Here is an 18,725-nt window from a genome sequence, read left to right on the forward strand (position 1 = left end):
CAGAACTGGCCCGGCGGGCGTCCCGGGGCGGCCCGCAGAGGTGCGCCGAGCCATCATGTCCATCGCCCGCGCCCGGGCGGTCCAAATATGCATCGCCCGCGTCCGGGTGGCTCGAATGTGCATCGCCCACGTCCGGGAGGGCCCTCGAACGTCCATCGCCCGCGTCCGGGCGGTCCGTCGAACGTGCACCGCCCGCGCCCCGGCGGACCGAACGTGCATCGGCCGCGTCCGCCGCAGGCCCATCGGCCGCCACCCCACCGTCGCGGCTATTATCGGCAGGGCGGGCGGCATTACTTCAACGGGTATCGTGGCTGGAGCCGCTACCGTCCCGGCTACCGCCGTTATAATGGCTGGTGGTTCCCGGCCGCGGCCTTCACCACCGGCGTGATGATAGGCTCGGTGGCGGCGAGGCCCGTTCAGACGAGCAACTGGAACGCCCATGTCGCCTGGTGCCACAATCGGTGGCGTTCCTATCGTTCCTCGGACAATACCTTCCAGCCGAATAACGGCCCGCGGCGTCAGTGCATCTCGCCCTACCAGTGAGTGCAACTGCTCCGTTCGCAGAAGCGGCGCCCCTCACGGGGCGCCGTTTTTTGTGTCGGCAGGTGATGCTTCGCCGGCTTTGTAACTCGTTGTCCATGGCGGGTCGAACCGGCGACGGGGCGGTGCAGCAAAAAGCGTCGCACCTCCGGGTTCCGCTTTCTTCTTGCGCCCGCAGGTCTGCGGGAGTACATCCGTTCTCGGGCTATCCCACCCCACCGTGGGACGTCCATCTGAGAGGATGGTTCAATGACGACGATCACGAAGCCGGCGCGTGCGCCGGCGAATCCCAATTTTTCGTCCGGCCCCTGCGCCAAGCGTCCCGGTTGGACGCTTGAGGCCTTGAGCGATGCACCGCTCGGCCGCTCGCACCGTGCCAAGGTCGGCAAGGCGAAGCTCACGCACGCCATCGACCTCACCCGCGAAATTCTCGCCATTCCCGCCGACTATCGCATCGGCATCGTCCCGGCGTCCGACACCGGCGCGGTGGAGATGGCGCTGTGGTCGCTGCTCGGCGCCCGCCCGGTCGACGTGCTGGCGTGGGAAAGCTTCGGCGAGGGCTGGGTCACCGACATCGTCAAGCAGCTCAAGCTGAAGGATACCCGCACCTTCGCGGCCGGCTATGGCGAGCTGCCGGACCTCGCGCAGGTCGATTTCGACCGCGACGTGGTCTTCACCTGGAACGGCACCACCTCCGGCGTGCGGGTGCCGAATGGCGACTTCATCCCGGACAACCGTGCCGGCCTCACCATCTGCGACGCGACCTCCGCCGCCTTCGCCCAGGAACTCGCCTGGGACAAGCTCGATGTCGTGACCTATTCCTGGCAGAAGGTGCTCGGCGGCGAGGCGGCGCACGGCATGCTGATCCTCTCCCCCCGCGCGGTCGAGCGGCTGGAGAGCTATGTGCCGGCGTGGCCGATGCCGAAGATCTTCCGCATGACGAAGGGCGGCAAGCTGGTCGAAGGCATCTTCCAGGGCGAGACCATCAACACCCCGTCCATGCTCTGCGTCGAGGACTATATCGACGCGCTGGAATGGGCGAAGGGCCTCGGCGGCCTGAAGGGCCTCGTCGGCCGCTCCAACGCCAATTTCAAGGTGCTGGCGGACTGGGTGGCGAAGACCGCGTGGGTCGATTTCCTCGCGAAGGACGAAGCCACCCGCTCCAACACCAGCGTGTGCCTCGTCGTCGTCGATCCCGAGGTGAAGGCGCTGGCCGCCGATGCGCAGGCTGCCTTCGCCAAGCAGCTCGCCACGACGCTGGAGAAGGCCAAGGTGGCCTATGATATCGGCGCCTATCGCGACGCCCCGGCCGGGCTGCGGATCTGGGCCGGCGCCACGGTGGAAGCGGCCGATCTCGAGGCGCTGACGCCCTGGCTCGACTGGGCCTTTGCCGAGGCCAAGGCCGGGCTCAAGGCCGCGGCCTGAGCTGCCGCTACCGTTCCATCCCCTCGCCGCCGACGCGAGGGGACGGCGAAGGGCCGATGCGGTGCCCTTCGCGGAAGACCGGCTACCTCCTCCCGGCCGTCTTGCCCGCGAAGGCGCAGACCCTCTCCCCGCCTTCATCGGCGGGCGCCCACGAACGCTTCGTCGTCCCCTCCCGCCGGCGGCGGGATCTTTCCGCGCCATTTCCGACCGCTGCCGACGCCTGCGGTCCATCGAGCAGGATGATTTCCATGGCTCCCCGCGTACTCATTTCCGACGCCCTGTCCCCCGCCGCCGTGCAGATCTTCAAGGATCGCGGCATCGAGGTCGATTTCCAGCCGGCGCTGGGCAAGGACAAGGACAAGCTCGCCGAGATCATCGGCGATTACGACGGCCTCGCCATCCGCTCCGCTACCAAGGTGACGCCGAAGATCCTCGCCAATGCGGCGCGGCTGAAAGTGGTCGGCCGCGCCGGCATCGGCGTCGACAATGTCGACATCCCGGCCGCGACCGCCAGGGGTGTGATCGTGATGAACACGCCCTTCGGCAACTCCATCACCACCGCCGAGCACGCCATCGCGATGATGTTCGCGCTGGCCCGCGAGATTCCCGCCGCCGATGCCTCCACCCAGGCCGGCAAGTGGGAGAAGAACCGTTTCATGGGCGTGGAGCTGACCGCCAAGACGCTGGGCGTGATCGGCTGCGGCAATATCGGCTCCATCGTCGCCGACCGCGCGCTGGGGCTGAAGATGAAGGTGGTCGCCTATGATCCCTTCCTCTCGCCGGAGCGCGCGCTGGACCTCGGCGTCGAGAAGGTGGAGCTGGACGAATTGCTGGCCCGCGCCGACGTCATCACCCTGCACACACCGCTCACCGACAAGACCCGCAACGTCCTCTCCGCAGAGGCGATCGCCAAGACGAAGAAGGGCGTGCGCATCGTCAATTGCGCGCGCGGCGGGCTGGTCGACGAGGCGGCGCTGGCCGAGGCGCTGAAGTCCGGCCATGTCGCGGGCGCGGCGTTCGACGTGTTCGTGACCGAGCCGGCGACGGAGAACCCGCTGTTCGGGCTGCCGGGCGTGATCTGCACCCCCCATCTCGGCGCCTCCACCACGGAAGCGCAGGAGAATGTGGCGCTGCAAGTCGCCGAGCAGATGAGCGATTATCTGCTGCGCGGCGCCATTTCCAATGCGGTGAACTTCCCCTCGATCACTGCCGAGGAAGCGCCCAAGCTGAAGCCGTTCATCGAGCTCGCCGAGAAGCTGGGCTCCTTTGCCGGCCAGCTCACCGAGACCGACATCAAGACCGTGCGCATCACCTATGACGGTGCGGTGGCCGGCCTCAAGATCAAGGCGCTGACCTCCTCCGCCGTCGCCGGCCTTCTGCGTCCGGCGCTGCAGGATGTGAACGTGGTGTCCGCCCCGAGCATCGCCAGGGAGCGCGGCATCGTGATCGAGGAGACCACCCGCGAGGTCGCCGGCGACTATGAGAGCCTCGTGACCCTCACCGTGGTGACGGAGAAGATGGAGCGTTCGGTGTCGGGTACCGTCTTCGCCGACGGGCGTCCGCGCATCGTCGACATCAAGGGCATCAAGGTCGACGCCGAGTTCGCGCCGTCCATGCTCTATGTCACCAATGAGGACCGTCCCGGCTTTGTGGGCCGCTTCGCCAGCCTGCTCGGCGATGCCGGCCTCAACATCGCGACCTTCGCGCTGGGCCGCGACCGGCAGGGCGGCGACGCCATCGCGCTGGTCGAGGTGGATGGCACGGTGCCGGCCGAGATCATCGACAAGGTGCAGCAGCTTCCCTCCGTGAAGCAGGCCAAGCCGCTGGTGTTCTGAGGACTTCGCTCGCGTTCTGAGGGGCGCGAGCGTTCCGCCACGCGGTCGCGCATCCTCCGGCTTCGAGGAAGGGCACAGCCGCCGGACAGAGTATTCGGATGAAGAACCGCACCCGATGGCTGCCGGATAGAGTATGACCTAACGTAATCTGTACCAAAGGCCGGTGGTTTCGGCCTTCCGGCGGGCCCAAACGCCAGAAAATACCGGCCGCGCCGGCACAACCGCTCTTGCCGCCGCAGAGGGGCTGCATGATGATGTTTCCTCGTCATCAGGCGTGTCCGCGGGGGGCGGCATGGGCAATAATCTGGATCCGGATTACATTGCCGGTCGGGACGGCTACACGCATTTCGTCCCGACAGACCGCGAGGCGTATCAGCGCGGCGTCGACGAGCGCGAGGGTCGGGCCGGGCGCAGCATGAATTGGGGAAGCGGCGGGGCCGGCTTTCCCATAGTCATGCTGGCCTTCATTCCGATTCTCATCGGCATCGGCTTCGTCGTCGCGGTGCCGATCTTCCCGGTGGCCGGAATCATCACCGCGGTCATCGCTTACGGCGTCTCTCTCTATCTCGGTGTGGACCTCTATACCGACCAGGGCTTGAATAATCTGGCCATCTCGGTGTTGATCTGCATCCCCCTCTATCTCGTCGCGCTGTTCCCGGAGAGCCGCGCCGCGCGATATCCGGCTTATCGCGCGGCGCGGCACTGGGTGCGTGTCGTTGGCCTTGCCATTGCCCTCAACGAGGTCCTGCTGCCGACCCTGGCGGTGTATCTGCCGGGTGGTGACGAGCGGGTCTATGCCGCCTGGGGCATCGTCGCCGGCGGCTTCACCCTTGAGAAGCTGGCGTGGCTGGTCGCGCTGATGGTGGCCGTGCACCTGTTCTTCCGCTGGTGGGTGACGAGGGGCATGGCGATGAGTCCCGACCGGCGCTTCGGATGGCGGCAGCCGGTGTGAGCTTCCTTTCGCTCGGCTCTCGCCGCCGGGGCGTTTCCGCAACCTGTCCGGAGCTGTTGCGCATGTCGCCGCGTGTCGCCTGTCTGGCGCTGTTCGTCGTTCTCGCTGCACAGCCCGCCGCCGCGCAGGTGCGAAACGGCGCCGACGCGCTGCAACTGGTGGCCGCCTCCGGCATGACGCTGAAGAACGGCACGGTCGTGAATCCCTGCGGCCGGCCGACCAATCCCCGGGTCAGGTTCATTGATCTGGACGGCGACGGCGGCCAGGAGGCGGTTTCGGAGGATCGCGACCCCGCCTGCTATGGGCCGAAGCCGGGGATCCAGTCCAAGGTGCTGGCGCGCGATCGTTCGGGGCGCTGGAGGGTCGTCGGCGTGGTGCCCGGCGTCGTCAAGCCGGTGGCGGGCCGCTCCAATGGCTGGGCGAACGTCACGGTGGAGGGCAGGGGCTGCCAACCGGTGTGGCGCTTCGACGGGCAACACTATCGGCCGACGGCCTGTCCGGCCGCGGGAGCGGCGCAGGCTGCCGCTCCAAAACCGGCCGCTCCAAAACCGGCCGCCCCGAACCCGGTTGCCCCGAACCCGGCCGCACCCCCCGCCGGCGCGGCGGTTGCATCTGCGGCAGCTTCTGCGGCTGGCGGCTCCGATCCCGATCTCTCACGGTTCCCGGAGACATATGGCCGCTTCGCGCCCGGCGGCGGCGGCTGCACCCGGCTGCCGCGCGTGACCATCGCGGCGGATGCCATCCGCATCGAGACGCCGGAAGGCACCGCGGCCTTTCCCAGGGCCGGCGTGCCCACCAATTTCATGGGTCCCGAGGACACGTCCATCACCTATTTCCTGCAGGGAGCGGGCGAAGGGCTCGTCGTCACGGTGGATCGGAACGACCTGCGGACCGCCGGCGGCGAGCGGCTCGGCGCGGCGGAGAAGGCGCTGTCGGCGGCCGCCGACGTCAACGGGCCACCGCTGCGCCGCTGCGGCGCGCAGATGCCCGCACCCGCGCCCGCGCCCGCACCGCAGATGCGCGCGAGCGCCTCGGGCGACGTCGACGCCCTGCTGAAGGACGGCTATACGGAGGATCCGGGTTTCATGGCGGCCTATCGGAAAGCGCTCGGCCCGCTTGCTGCGGAGGACTGGCTGACCAGCTTCGAGGGCCCCGGCGACAGCAGGGCCGTCACGCTTGCGGGCACGCGCTATCTGCTCGCCGCCGTGTGCAAGCCCCATGATTGCGGCGACAACGCGATGATGGTGCTGTATCGCCCGGATACCGGCGCGCTGTTCGGCATTGTCTCGATCCGGCACGGCAAGAGGACGGTGGGCAATTCGCCGGCGCCGCTTCGTCCCGATCTGCTCAGGCTGTGGAAGGACATCTGGCCGGCGGGCTGAGGCCGCCGGCCTTTCGTTTCGTCGGATCTCAACCGGGGAAATGCGGGCGCGGCAGCATCGCCGCGGCCTTGGACAGCGTGACGATGCGGTCCCAGTCGCCGGCGTTCACGGCCTCGTTCGGGCAGACCCAGGAGCCGCCGACGGCGAGCACGTTGGGCAGAGAGAGATAAGTGCCGACATTGTCCGGCCCGATGCCGCCGGTCGGACAGAAACGCAGGTCCGGCAGCGGTCCGGCGAGCGACTTCAGCAGGCTCGCGCCGCCCACCGATTCGGCCGGGAACAGCTTCAGCACCGCAAAGCCCATGGCGTGCAGCCTCATCGCCTCCGAGGCGGTGGCGCAGCCGGGCAGCACCGGCACCGGAGCCTCGGCAAAGGCTTCCAGCAGCGCTTCGGTGCAGCCGGGGCTCACGAGGAAGCGCGCGCCGGCGGCGATCGACTTCTCGACCAGCTCCGGGCGGGTCACGGTGCCGGCGCCGACGATGGCGTCGGGCACCTCGGCGGCGATGGCCGCGATAGCTTCCAGCGCGGGGGCGGTGCGCAGCGTCACCTCGATGAGCGGCAGGCCGCCGTCGACGAGGGCACGGGCGAGCTTCACGCCGGCCGCCACGCTCGGCACGGTAACCACCGGCACGACGGGAGCGCGGGCGAGGAGGAAGCTGGGATCGGGAAGCGACATGCCGTTGGTTCTCGTTCGAAGGGGTGTTCGCAGGTGCGGCATCCAAGAACGTCGCACCTCGAATGTCGAGGGGGCCGGCGCGTTTTTCGCGCGTGGCCGGCCGAATGGCCGGGTATCCTGCCTGCCGGGCTGCCACATCGCACTGTCGCTGCTCGTCTGAAGGATTGCGCGGGAAGGTGTGACAGCGGCGGAAATGGCCCACAATTTGCCGCTCGGCGTTGCGCCCTTCCAGATGGAGGGCGGCCAAGACGCATGCGGAACTGGTAAAGCGATGAATGACGTTACCATCCGGCGGATGAGGGCCGGAGAGATCGCGCTCGCCGTCGATTGGGCGGCGCGCGAAGGCTGGAACCCCGGCATGCACGATGCCGATTGCTTCGCGAAGGCCGATCCGCAGGGCTTCTTCCTCGCCGCAATCGACGGCGAGCCGGTGGCGACGATCTCGCTGGTGAATTACGACGCGGCCTTCAGCTTCCTCGGTTTCTACATCGTGCGGCCCGATTTGCGCGGGCGCGGCATCGGGCGGGCGCTGTGGCAGGAGGCGCGCCGGCATGCGGGGTCTCGTACCATCGGCCTCGACGGAGTGCTGGCGCAGCAGGCCAACTACGCCCGCGACGGGTTCCGGCCGGCCTATCGCAACATCCGTTTCGCCGGGCGGCCCGGTACGCATGCGGTGCAGGCCGCCGGCATGGTGGGGCTCGCCAGCCTGCCCTTCAGCCAGATTGCGGCAAGCGACGCGCTGGTGTTTCCGGCGGCGCGGGATGCGTTCCTGCGTGCATGGATCGGGGCGCCGAGCCATGTCGGCCGGGCATTGGTGGAGAACGGACGGCTGGCCGGGTGGGGCGTAATCCGGCCGGTACGGCACGGCTACAAGATCGGCCCGCTGGTGGCGGAGGACGCGGCCTCGGCGGAGCGCATCTTCATGGCGCTTGCCGGCGTCGCTGGAGATGCTGAAATCGTGCTCGACGTGCCCGAGCCGAACGGGCTTGCCGTTCAGCTCGCCGCACGCGCCCATCTGCAGCCGGTCTTCGAGACGGCGCGCATGTATACCGGCCCGGTGCGGCGGGTCGATCTTGCCCGGCTCTATGGCGTCACGAGTTTCGAACTCGGCTGACGGGAGGCTGCCGGCGGCCCGCCAGCGTCGCCGCGGCCACCCCGGCCAGTACCAGCCCATAGCCGGCGGCGTGGTAGAGGTGCGGCTCCTCGCCCAGCAGCAGGATGGCGAGGGCCGAACCGAACACGGGCAGCAGATGGAAGAACGGTGCAGCCCGGTTCGGCCCGATCAGCTCCACCCCGCGATTGAAGAAGAGATAGGCCAGCAGAGAGGCGAACAGCGACACATAGGCGAAGGAGGCCAGCGTCACTGCGTCGATGTGCAGCGGTGGCCCGGCGATCCGTTCCCAGATGAAGGCCGGGGTCAGCATGATGGCGCCCCAGCCGAGGGAGAAGGAAAGGAAGCCGAGGCTGCTCATGGGCGGGCGCTTCGCCAGCAGGGTCGAATAGAAGGCGTAGAGCGTGATGGCGACGAAGAACCAGACATCGCCGCTGTTGAACGCCAGCGCCGCGAGCACCCCCGGATCGCCCCGGCACAATATGACGACGACGCCCACCAGCGACAGCAGCACGCCGAGCGCCTGACCGAGCGTCGGGCGCGCGCCAAGCAGCAGGAAGGCGAAGGCCGCGATCAGCAGCGGCGCCATCGAGGTCATGAGCAGGCCGTTCAGCGCCGGACTGGTCTGCAGGCCCCAATAATAGAGCGTGTTGTAGAGCGTGATGCCCGATAGCGAGAGCAAAGTCAGCACGCCCATATTGGCGCGGATCACCGGCCAGTCCTGCTTCAGCGCCTGCCAGGCGATGGGCAGCAGGATGAGGGCGGCGAGCGTCCAGCGGAACCAGGCCAGTGCGATCGGCGGAACATGGCCGGCGACATGGCGGCCCAGCACGATGTTGCCGGCCCAGAGCAGCGGCACGAGGGTCAACAGCAGATAGGGCGCGTCGAAAAGGCGGCGGAGCATGGCGGGCCATCGGCTAGATCCGCGGCACGCTGCGCGCGGAATGCCCGGATAGGCGGCACCGCGTCCCCGGTCAATGCGCGCCGCAGCACGGGGGCGGGATCGCCCGGCGCCGCTGTCGCCGGGCGATCCCCTCAGCCCGCGATGACATGGATCCGGGTGCCCCACGGATCGGCGCTGGCGATGCCGCCCTCGATGGCCGAGACCGGCGCGCCGGCAGCCTTCAGCCGTTCCGCCACCGCCTCCACATCGGCCGCCGCCGGCAGCTTCACCGTGTGATGCACCAGCCCGGTCGCGCCTTCCGGGGCTGGGCCGCGGCCGCGGCTCTGCCAGATATTGAGGCCGAGATGGTGGTGGTAGTCGCCGGCCGAGACGAACAGCGCGCCCGGATAGCTCTGCGTCGTCACCGCCATGCCGAGCGTGTCGACATAGAAGCGCCGCGCCGCGGCAAGGTCGCCGACCTGAAGGTGCACATGGCCGATCACCGTGCCGGCGGGCATCGGCGCGTCGCCCGCGCCGGCGGGCAGTGCGCTCATCACGCCGCGCCCGTCGAGACCCTCGGTCGCCATGGCGACTTCGCCGTCCTGCCACGTCCACTCGTCGCGCGGTCGGTCGCGGTAGATCTCGATGCCGTTGCCGTCCGGATCGTCGAGATAGAGCGCCTCGCTGACGAGGTGGTCGGAGGCGCCGAGCTGCACCCGCTTCTCCACCAGCCGGCGCAGTACCACGGCGAGGGACGCCCGGTCCGGCACCAGGATCGCGACGTGGAACAGTCCCGTGGTGCCGCGCGGGCGGGGTGCGGCATCGGGAGCGACCTCCAGCTCGATCAGCGTCCGGTCACCGGCGCCGAGGCGGATCAGGCCGTCGCCGCGATCCGCCTGAGGGGTGAGGCCGACGATGTCGCGATAGAAGGCGAGCGAGCGGGCACCGTCGCGCACCCGCAGGCGCACGGCGCCGAGCGTCAGGCCATCGGGCAGCTTCGGGTGGGTGTGGCGGGCGGCGGGGGCGAGCGTGGTCATGTGCGTAAGATCCTGAGCGCGAGACGGCGCTGCGTGATCGGCAGCGCGAGGCATGCCGCAGATGTTGGCGATGGTGCGCTTTACCGCAACCGGCTGGTCGCTGCCGGGAAGGAAGGACTGTCTTTCGCGGGACGGCCCTGGCCGGCGGCAGACGGCGTCTGCGGCACCCATCCCGGTATTCTTGCCCCGACTTTTCTTGCCTCGCCTGTAACGATCCCTTAAGACGGGGCAGCCCCGGTGGAGTGTTTCGCCGGGGTTTCTTCTGCGCCGGCCTCTCGTCCGACCTGTCGGACCGTGCCGGTCTGTGCATGGCATTCGGGAGCATTGCTCGTGGCGAACGTGGTCGTCGTCGGGTCCCAGTGGGGCGACGAGGGAAAAGGCAAGATCGTCGATTGGCTGAGCGAGCAGGCGGACGTCGTCGTCCGCTTCCAGGGCGGCCATAATGCCGGCCATACGCTCGTGATCGACGGTGTGACCTACAAGCTGTCGCTGCTGCCCTCGGGCGTGGTGCGCGGGGCCAAGCTCTCCGTCATCGGCAATGGCGTGGTGCTCGATCCCCAGGCCCTGGTCGACGAGATCACCCGCATCGGCGCGCAGGGCGTGGACGTGTCGCCGGCCCGGCTGAGGGTGGCGGAGAACGTCGCCCTCATTCTGCCGCTGCACCGCGAACTCGACGCGATTCGCGAGAACGCCGCAGCGATCGGCACCAAGATCGGCACCACCAAGCGCGGCATCGGCCCCGCTTATGAGGACAAGGTCGGCCGCCGCGCCATCCGCCTCGTCGACCTCGCCCACCCCGCGAGCCTCGACGGCAAGATCGAGCGCCTGCTCACCCACCACAACGCGCTGCGCCGCGGCCTCGGCATCGAACCGGTGGACGGCGCCGCGCTGCGGGCGGAGCTTCTGGCGCTGGCGCCGCAGGTGCTGCCCTATATGGACCGCACCTGGGCGCTGCTGGACGACGCTCGCCGCCGCGGTGACAAGATTCTCTATGAGGGTGCGCAGGGCGCGCTGCTCGACGTCGATCACGGCACCTATCCCTTCGTGACCTCGTCCAACACGGTCGCGGCGCAGGCGGCGACCGGTTCCGGCCTCGGCCCGAACGCGATCGACTATGTGCTCGGCATCACCAAGGCCTACACCACCCGCGTCGGCGAAGGTCCGTTCCCGACCGAGCTGGACGACGAGATCGGCCGTCGGATCGGCGAGCGGGGCCGCGAGTTCGGCACCGTGACGGGCCGTCCGCGTCGCTGCGGCTGGTTCGACGCCGTGCTGGTGCGCCAGACCGTGCGCACCTCCGGCATCACCGGCATCGCGCTCACCAAGCTCGACGTGCTGGACGGGCTGGAGACCATCGATGTCTGCACCGGCTACCGGCTGGATGGCGAGACGATCGATTATTTCCCCGCCGGCCAGGATGCGCAGGCGAAGGTCGAGCCGGTCTACGAGACCATCGAAGGCTGGTCAGCTTCCACCGCCGGGGCACGATCCTGGGTCGACCTGCCGGCCGAAGCGGTGAAATATGTGCGCCGAATCGAGGAATTGATCGGCTGCCCGGTCGCGCTGCTCTCGACGAGCCCGGAGCGCGCGGACACCATCCTTGTCCATAACCCTTTCGAAGCCTGAGCGCGGGGGCGTTCCAAGCCCGCGCGTCTTAACCGCGAAGCGAGATGGCTGACTATTATCCGCTGCTGGCGCGTGCCATTGCCGGTCTTCCGGTCGATTCGCCGGAGAACCGGCAGACCGTTTACGACCGGGCACGGCGTGCCTTGCTCACCCAGCTTCGAAGCGTCGATCCTCCGTTGCCGGAGAGCGACATCGAGCGCGAGCGATCTTCACTCGATGTCGCGATCCGGCGCATCGAGAGCGAGCGCGCCGAGACGGACGATCCGTTCGCCGGCTTCGCCCATGCGGAGCCGGCTGCGCCGGCTCGCCCGCGGATGTTCGACCAGCTTCCCGAACGGCCGGCGCCGCGCCCTTTCTCCGAGCGCGTGCGGCAGGAGTCGGCGAATCCTGCTGCGCCGCCGTCTGCAAGTCCTTCCGCGGCGCCCGTGGCCAGGCCCGCGCCGGCGCCAGCGGCTGCCGAAGAACCTGTGGCTCCTTCATCCCCGCCTGTAAAGGGCGGCCGGATTCCGCTATGGACACGCGGTGCCGGGGGGACCGCGCCGAAGCCGGCTGCCGATGAGGGGGGCGATGAAACTCGCCCGGCCGTGCCGGTTCCGCCCGTTGCCGAACGTCGCGAGGCCTCGACCACTTCTCCAGCACCCGAGCCCGTGGTCGCGCCGCCGACGCCGACAGCGGCGCCGGCCGATGCCGCCCCGAGCGTGCGGGCTCCTGCCGCCGCGGAGGTCGAGGAGCCGACCCCGGCTTCGGTCGGGCGGATGCGTCTCAACAGCCTGCTGCGTCGTGCCGCCGAGAGCGAGCGCAGCGAGCCGATGCCGGATCCGATCGCGGCGGCACGGGAGGCGGACGGTCTTCCTGACCTTCGCGCCGATCGCGGCGGCTATACCGCCGATCCCATCTTCGCTGACCCTGCGGACGCCGCGCCGCTCGCCGACGAGCGACCGGCCGAGGAAGGCGGGGTGGATGGCGTGCCTGCGCCGCGCACCGAGCCGACGGATTGGGACGTCACCGATCCGACCGAGCCCGTGGTGCGTGAGCGCCGCTGGGGGCGGCTGGTCACCGTGGTGGTGATGCTGGCCGTGCTTGGCGGCGCGGTCGCCGTGGGCTTCAGCGAACGCGAGAAGCTGATTGGTCTTATCGGGGATTTCAGCACCGGCACCACTCCGCCGGCGAAAGAAACCGCGAGCGGCCCGGCGCCCGATGCGTCCGCCGCCAATAGTGCGAAGTCGACCGATCGCGTGGCGCAGAGCCCCGGTGCGGCCGAGCCTCAGCCCGTCGCCCAGCCTCAGGCCGCTACCCCCGCTTCGGCTCCCGCGCCGTCTCCCGTTACGTCTCCGCCGGCGACGCCGGTACCCGGCGCTCCGGCGCCGGCCGGCGCGTTGAACGCCCAGCGGGCGGTGATGTTCGAGGAGAATCCCGGCGGCGGCCAGCAGGGCCTGCAACAATTCGTCGGCACGGTGACGTGGAAGACCGAGACCTTCGACGCCGGCAATGGCAATGGGCCCGACCTCGGCATCCATGCGACGGTGGAGATTCCCGATCGGCAGGTGAAGGTCGAGATCAGCCTGCGGCGAAACCAGGATAGCTCGCTGCCGGCCTCGCACATCATCGAACTGCATTTCGACCTGCCTCAGGATTTCGACCTCGGTACGGTGGCCAATGTGCCGGGCATCCGGGCGAAGCCCAGCGAGGGCGCGCAGGGCGTACCGCTCGCGGGTCTTGCGGTGCGGGTGACGCCGGGCTTCTTCCTGGTGGGCCTGTCGGCGCTCGAGGCGGATCGCCAGCGCAATCTGGCGCTGCTGATCACGCGCAACTGGCTCGACGTGCCGCTGGTCTTCAGCAATGGCAGGCGCGGCATTCTGGCGCTTGAAAAGGGTCCGACCGGGGATTCGGCGTTCCGCGAGGCCTTCGGCGCCTGGGGTCTGCCGGTGCCGCAGCAGCGCGCTCCGGCGCAATAACGGAGCGCATCGGGGCACACCCAAGGCCCGCCGCTTCTTCATCCACACTATTTCCGGCAAATAGAAGCCGCGCTGCATTGCAATATAACTATTGCGATGCAGCGCGGCTTTATCGTTTCATGGACACCCGCGGCAGGCCGTAAGTGCCGTTAGGTAAAGACTTTTCCGCTATGCGCTGCATGCGTATCTGGCATAAGGTATTCCGTATACCAGAAACTGCTGGAATAAGTATTCTGCATCGCAACAGACACCCCGCACGCAGGATCATTCACATGCTTCAGTCCGTCTTCCCCGTTCTCCCCGCCCTCATCATCGCCCATGCCTTCATGAGCGCGCTCCTGTTCCGCACCTTCAGCGAAGCCGCGGAAGGCGCCGAAGACTATGTGCTGCCGCCGGAAGCCTACCCGGCCTGAGCAGCCGATCCCTTCTCCCGGATTTCCTTTCCTCGCGTGACCTCCGGCTCCACCCGCTCGGGTGGGGCCGGTTTTTCTTTGCCGGCCTGCCCTCGGGATCAAACAAAAACGCCCTGCCCCGGTCGCACCGGGGCAGGGCGTTTTTGCATTCGATGCAGGGCGGGACGGCCGGAACCGTCCCTGTCGCGTCAGGCCGCGGCCTTGTTCTGCAGAACCTCGACCAGCGTCTTGCCGAGCCGGGCCGGGGAGGGGGAGACGGTGATGCCGGCCGACTGCATGGCCTCGATCTTGTCTTCCGCGCCGCCCTTGCCGCCGGAGATGATGGCGCCGGCATGGCCCATGCGGCGGCCGGGGGGAGCCGTGCGGCCGGCGATGAAGCCGACGGTCGGCTTCATGCGTCCGCGCTTCGCCTCATCCTTCAGGAACTGGGCCGCTTCCTCCTCGGCCGAGCCGCCGATCTCGCCGATCATGATGATCGACTCGGTGGCGTCGTCGGCCAGGAACAGTTCGAGTACGTCGATGAACTCGGTGCCCTTCACCGGATCGCCGCCGATGCCGACCGCGGTGGTCTGGCCGAGGCCTTCCTGCGAGGTCTGGAACACGGCCTCATAGGTGAGCGTGCCAGAGCGCGAGACCACGCCGACGGAGCCCTTGCGGAAGATGTTGGCCGGCATGATGCCGATCTTCGATTCGCCGGCGGTGACGATGCCCGGGCAGTTCGGCCCGACGAGGCGGGACTTCGAGCCGTCCAGCGCCCGGCGCACCTTCACCATGTCGAGCACCGGAATGCCCTCGGTGATGCAGACGATGAGCGGGATTTCCGCCGCGATCGCTTCGCAGATGGCATCCGCCGCTCCCGGAGGCGGGACATAGATGACGGAGGCGTCGGCGCCCGTCTTCTCACGCGCCTCGGCCACGGTGTCGAACACCGGCAGGCCGAGATGGGTGGAGCCGCCTTTGCCCGGCGAGGTGCCGCCAACCACCTTCGAGCCATAGGCGATGGCCTGCTCGGAGTGGAAGGTGCCGTTCTTGCCGGTGAAGCCCTGGGTGATGATCTTGGTGTCCTTGGTCAGCAGAACCGACATCACGCAGCCTCCTTCACGGCCTTGACGATCTTCTGGGCGGCGTCGTCGAGATCGTCCGCCGGAATGACGTTCAGTCCGCTCTCGCGGATGATGGTCTTGCCTTCCTCGACATTGGTGCCCTCGAGGCGCACCACGAGCGGGACCTGCAGGCCGACCGCCTTTACCGCCGCGAGAACGCCGCGCGCGATGACGTCGCACTTCATGATGCCGCCGAAGATGTTGACGAGGATGCCCTTCACCTGCGGGTCGGCGGTGATGATCTTGAAGGCCGCGGTGACCTTCTCCTCGGTGGCGCCGCCGCCGACGTCCAGGAAGTTCGCCGGGGATTCGCCGTAGAGCTTGATGATGTCCAGCGTCGCCATGGCGAGGCCGGCGCCGTTCACCATGCAGCCGATGGTGCCGTCGAGGGCGATATAGGCGAGGTCGTATTTGGACGCCTCGATCTCCTTCTCATCCTCCTCGGTCTCGTCGCGTAGCGCCATGATCTCGGGGTGGCGGTAGAGCGCGTTCGAATCGAAGGAGATCTTGGCGTCGAGACACTTCAGCTCGCCGCCCTTGGTCACGACCAGCGGATTGATCTCCAGCATGGCCATGTCCTTGGCCGTGAAGGCCTTGTATAGCTTGTCGACCAGCGTGCCGGCCTGTTTGGCGAGGTCGCCGGACAGGCCGAGCGCCTTGGCGACGGTGCGGCCGTGGTGCGGCATGATGCCGGTGGCCGGATCGACGGCGAAGGTGTGGATCTTCTCGGGGGTCGAGTGGGCGACCTCCTCGATGTCCATGCCGCCCTCGGTCGAGACGACGAAGGCGACGCGCGAGGTGGCGCGGTCGACGAGCGCGGAGAGATAGAACTCCTTCTCGATCTCAGAGCCTTCCTCGATATAGACGCGGTTGACCTGCTTGCCGGCCGGGCCAGTCTGCACGGTCACCAGCGTCTTGCCGAGGATGAGCTTCGCGTTCTCGGCAGCCTCGCCGGCGGACTTGACGACGCGCACGCCGCCCTTCTCGCCGGCCTCGGCTTCCTTGAACTTGCCCTTGCCGCGGCCGCCGGCATGGATCTGGCTCTTCACCACCCACACCGGGCCGGGGATCTTCGCGGCGGCAGCCTCGGCCTCGCCTGCGTTCAGCACAGCTACGCCGTTCGGCACGGGAACCCCGAATTCACGGAGCACGCCCTTGGCCTGATATTCATGGATGTTCATTCAACCCGCTCCTTCACGCGCTGGCGTCAATGAAGCATGCAAGGCCTGCGCCTGCACGCGCTCATTCGCCGCACGTCTGATCTGTCCCAGTCAGCGCGCCGCCCCTTCTAGCCCGGCGGCGGCCCGATGCGCTACTGCACGAAAGTGTTTCTGAGCGTGCCGATGCCGTCGATCACGATTTCGACGGCGTTCTCAGGCGCCTTCATGGTGCCGACACCCAGCGAGGTGCCGCAGCAGATGATATCGCCCGGCAGCAGGGTCATGTCGTGGGAGATGCGGCTGACCAACTGGGCCGGCGAGAACACCATGTCGCTGATCGGATAGTTCTGGCGCTCGTCGCCGTTGAGCACGGTGCGCACGACCAGGGTGGAGGGCTCCACATCGGTCGCCACCACCGGGCCGAACGGGCCGAACCCGTCGAAGCTCTTGGCACGGACCCACTGTGCGAAGGTGGCATCCTTGTTGATGATGTCGGCCGCGGTGATGTCGTTCACGCAGGTATAGCCGAGGATGTGGGTGGGTGCGTCCTCCTCGGAGACATTGGTCGCCGTCTTGCCGATGACGATACCGAGCTCGCCCTCATAGACGACCTTGCCGTCATAAGAGGCCGGCCGGCGCACGGTGGCGCCGGGCGTGGTGAGAGAAGAGCCCGCCTTCAGCAGATAGAGCGGATCGGCCGGGACGGGCGAGTTCAGTTTCGCCGCGAGGGCGTGGAAGTTGTTCCACAGGGCGATGATCTTGGTCGGCACGGTCGGGGTGAGCAGCTCGACCTCGGCGAGGGAGACGGTCTCCCCGGTCGGCTGCGAGGCGCCGAACATGTCGCCGCTGTGCACGGAGATGGTGGCGTCGTCGAGCGTGCCGAACTCGGCAGCGCCCGCGCGCTTGAAGCGAACCCAATAGGCCATGACGCTACGTCTCAGTTGTAAAGGCCGGCGATCTGGGCGCGCTGGCGCACCAGAGACAGCACGGTGTCGATGGTCGGGGTGGCGATGCCCGCGAGGCGACCCATCTCCTGCACCACGGTGACGAGCGGATCGATCTCCATTGCGCGGCTGCGCTCCAGATCCTGCAGCATCGAGGTCTTGTGGGCGCCGACAGCACCCGCGCCATCGATGCGGCGCTCGACGCCGACGCGGAAATTGACGCCGGACTGTACCGCAATCTCCTGGGCTTCCAGCATCATCGCCTTGGCGATGGCGCGGGTGCCGGGGTCGGAGGCGATGGTGTCGAGGGTTGCGTGGGTGAGCGCGCTGATCGGGTTGAAGCAGAGATTGCCCCACAGCTTCAGCCACATCTCGTCGCGGATGTTCGGCAGCACGGGCGCACGCATCCCGCCGGCGGCGAAGGCCTCCGACAGCTTCGTCGCACGCTCGGTGATCTCGCCGGAGGGCTCGCCAAGCGGGAACTTGTCGCCATAGACATGCTTGATCACGCCCGGCTCGACGACCTCGGTCGCCGGATAGACGATGCAGCCGATGGCGCGCTCCGGGCTGAGGCCGTTCCACTGCTTCGCGCCGGGATCGACGCTCTCCAGCGTGCGGCCTTCGAGCTGATCGCCGTGCTTGTAATAGTACCAGTAGGGAACGCCGTTCACCGCGGTGACGACGGCGGTGTCGTTGCCAAGCAGCGGCTGCATCTTGTCGACGACGCCAGGCACCTGGTGGGCCTTCAGCGCGACGATGACGTAGTCCTGCGGGCCGAGGTCTTCCGGATTGTCGGAGGCGGGGATGTGCTCGACCCGCTCCTCACCGTCGATCAGCAGCTTCAGGCCGTTGGCCTTCATCGCTTCCAGATGTGCGCCGCGCGCCACCAGGCTGACATCGACGCCGGCCCGCTTCAGCTGGACCCCGACATAACCGCCGATCGCGCCGGCGCCATAGATACAGACCTTCATGAGGCTCCCTCCTCGGGTCCCGCCGACCGTGTTCGGTATGGCGTGCCCTTTGTTTGGTATTTTGTATGCCATCATGGGCGGAAAATCGGCCCAGTCAAGCGAAATAGTATGCCGTGATAATACGTCGCGCGTCGGGCGAAGGCGCAGGGGGGACTATTCCGCAGTCACGCCTTGCTGATCAAGTCGATGCGGACAAATTCGCGACGGATCGACGAAAGATAGTCTGAACAATTGTCTCGATGGGGCGTCATATGACTGCGCCCGCCATTCGAGAAGAGGAATCCATCGCCACATCAACTGATTTGTGGCGTAAAGAACTGTCAAGTTTTTCGCCGATCCTGTCAGGAGTTTACAGCGGACCGGAACAAGGCTCGGCCCCGCCGGCTGCGACGCCGACGGGGCCTTGATCGTTTGGCCGGGCGGTCACCGCCAGGCCGGGGCGCGATTCACATCCGCCACATCGGCGCGGAACCTGTGCGCAAACTCACTTATCCGGGGCGACGGTGTGGTTGGCGAGGAGCTCGAGCGCCTTCACCAGGGCCGAATGGTCGAGGGCGGCGCCGCCATGGGCCGCCACGGCGCTGAAGAGCTGCTGCGCGACCGCGGTCGCCGGCAGCGCCATCTGCAGCTGGCGGGCCCCGGTGAGCGCCAGGTTCAGGTCCTTCTGGTGCAGCTCGATGCGGAAGCCGGGGTTGAAGGTCCGGTTCACGAT

General features: G+C 68.0%; 17 protein-coding genes. 9 read left to right on the forward strand and 8 right to left on the reverse strand.

Annotated features, from left to right (window positions below; genetic code table 11):
* Positions 1-213: 213 nt before the first annotated feature.
* The 5 genes from MWN34_RS19720 (at position 214) to MWN34_RS15770 (ending at position 6,134) form a co-directional block, all read left to right on the forward strand.
* A complete protein-coding gene (locus tag MWN34_RS19720; RefSeq protein ID WP_247030255.1) occupies positions 214-543 on the forward strand; it encodes a BA14K family protein in 330 nt (109 codons plus the stop codon).
* Positions 544-789: 246 nt separating this feature from the next.
* Positions 790-1,965, forward strand: coding sequence for a phosphoserine transaminase (locus MWN34_RS15755; RefSeq protein WP_247030256.1), 1,176 nt, complete (start codon positions 790-792; stop codon positions 1,963-1,965).
* Between the two features lie 248 nt (positions 1,966-2,213).
* Positions 2,214-3,800: a phosphoglycerate dehydrogenase gene (serA, locus tag MWN34_RS15760; RefSeq protein WP_247030257.1), complete on the forward strand. Its 1,587-nt coding sequence runs from the start codon at positions 2,214-2,216 to the stop codon at positions 3,798-3,800.
* A 163-nt stretch (positions 3,801-3,963) separates the two neighbouring features.
* Positions 3,964-4,752: a hypothetical protein gene (locus MWN34_RS15765; protein WP_247030258.1), complete on the forward strand. Its 789-nt coding sequence runs from the start codon at positions 3,964-3,966 to the stop codon at positions 4,750-4,752.
* 62 nt (positions 4,753-4,814) lie between these two features.
* Complete coding sequence (locus tag MWN34_RS15770; RefSeq protein WP_247030259.1) at positions 4,815-6,134, forward strand: Ivy family c-type lysozyme inhibitor; 1,320 nt, start codon at positions 4,815-4,817, stop codon at positions 6,132-6,134.
* A gap of 28 nt (positions 6,135-6,162) precedes the next feature.
* Here MWN34_RS15770 and eda read toward each other — a convergent pair whose 3' ends face one another.
* Positions 6,163-6,810, reverse strand: a complete 648-nt coding sequence (gene eda, locus MWN34_RS15775) for a bifunctional 4-hydroxy-2-oxoglutarate aldolase/2-dehydro-3-deoxy-phosphogluconate aldolase (protein WP_247030260.1) — start codon at positions 6,808-6,810, stop codon at positions 6,163-6,165.
* Between the two features lie 271 nt (positions 6,811-7,081).
* Here eda and MWN34_RS15780 point away from each other — a divergent pair, with 271 nt between their 5' ends.
* Positions 7,082-7,924: a GNAT family N-acetyltransferase gene (locus MWN34_RS15780; protein WP_247030261.1), complete on the forward strand. Its 843-nt coding sequence runs from the start codon at positions 7,082-7,084 to the stop codon at positions 7,922-7,924.
* Here the strand turns inward: MWN34_RS15780 and MWN34_RS15785 are convergent.
* Together MWN34_RS15785 and MWN34_RS15790 are read right to left on the reverse strand one after the other, a co-directional pair.
* Complete coding sequence (locus tag MWN34_RS15785; protein ID WP_247030262.1) at positions 7,902-8,825, reverse strand: DMT family transporter; 924 nt, start codon at positions 8,823-8,825, stop codon at positions 7,902-7,904. The two genes, MWN34_RS15780 and MWN34_RS15785, sit on opposite strands and share 23 nt — an antisense overlap.
* A gap of 131 nt (positions 8,826-8,956) precedes the next feature.
* A complete protein-coding gene (locus MWN34_RS15790) occupies positions 8,957-9,841 on the reverse strand; it encodes a VOC family protein (protein ID WP_247030263.1) in 885 nt (294 codons plus the stop codon).
* 330 nt (positions 9,842-10,171) lie between these two features.
* Here MWN34_RS15790 and MWN34_RS15795 point away from each other — a divergent pair, with 330 nt between their 5' ends.
* The 3 genes from MWN34_RS15795 (at position 10,172) to MWN34_RS15805 (ending at position 13,835) form a co-directional block, all read left to right on the forward strand.
* Entirely contained in the window at positions 10,172-11,467 is a 1,296-nt protein-coding gene (locus tag MWN34_RS15795) for an adenylosuccinate synthase (protein WP_247030264.1), read from the forward strand.
* A gap of 44 nt (positions 11,468-11,511) precedes the next feature.
* Positions 11,512-13,422: a hypothetical protein gene (locus MWN34_RS15800; protein ID WP_247030265.1), complete on the forward strand. Its 1,911-nt coding sequence runs from the start codon at positions 11,512-11,514 to the stop codon at positions 13,420-13,422.
* 272 nt (positions 13,423-13,694) lie between these two features.
* Positions 13,695-13,835 carry a hypothetical protein gene (locus MWN34_RS15805; RefSeq protein WP_247030266.1) on the forward strand — a complete coding sequence of 47 codons (141 nt, stop codon included), beginning with the start codon at positions 13,695-13,697 and terminating at the stop codon, positions 13,833-13,835.
* A gap of 188 nt (positions 13,836-14,023) precedes the next feature.
* Here MWN34_RS15805 and sucD read toward each other — a convergent pair whose 3' ends face one another.
* The 5 genes from sucD to MWN34_RS15830 all read right to left on the reverse strand — a co-directional run.
* Entirely contained in the window at positions 14,024-14,920 is an 897-nt protein-coding gene (sucD, locus tag MWN34_RS15810; protein ID WP_247030267.1) for a succinate--CoA ligase subunit alpha, read from the reverse strand.
* Complete coding sequence (sucC, locus tag MWN34_RS15815) at positions 14,920-16,119, reverse strand: ADP-forming succinate--CoA ligase subunit beta (RefSeq protein ID WP_247030268.1); 1,200 nt, start codon at positions 16,117-16,119, stop codon at positions 14,920-14,922. The genes sucD and sucC overlap by 1 nt, the downstream gene beginning before the upstream one ends.
* A gap of 131 nt (positions 16,120-16,250) precedes the next feature.
* Positions 16,251-17,024: a fumarylacetoacetate hydrolase family protein gene (locus MWN34_RS15820; RefSeq protein ID WP_247030269.1), complete on the reverse strand. Its 774-nt coding sequence runs from the start codon at positions 17,022-17,024 to the stop codon at positions 16,251-16,253.
* An 11-nt stretch (positions 17,025-17,035) separates the two neighbouring features.
* Positions 17,036-18,013 (reverse strand): 2-dehydropantoate 2-reductase, encoded by a 978-nt coding sequence (locus MWN34_RS15825; protein ID WP_247030270.1) that lies wholly within the window; start codon positions 18,011-18,013, stop codon positions 17,036-17,038.
* A gap of 484 nt (positions 18,014-18,497) precedes the next feature.
* Positions 18,498-18,725, reverse strand: a 228-nt coding sequence (locus MWN34_RS15830; protein WP_247030271.1) for an NAD-binding protein, incomplete at its 5' end; no start/stop codon positions are given.

The sequence above is a fragment of the Ancylobacter crimeensis genome (assembly GCF_023016805.1).
In the GTDB taxonomy this organism is placed as follows: domain Bacteria; phylum Pseudomonadota; class Alphaproteobacteria; order Rhizobiales; family Xanthobacteraceae; genus Ancylobacter; species Ancylobacter crimeensis.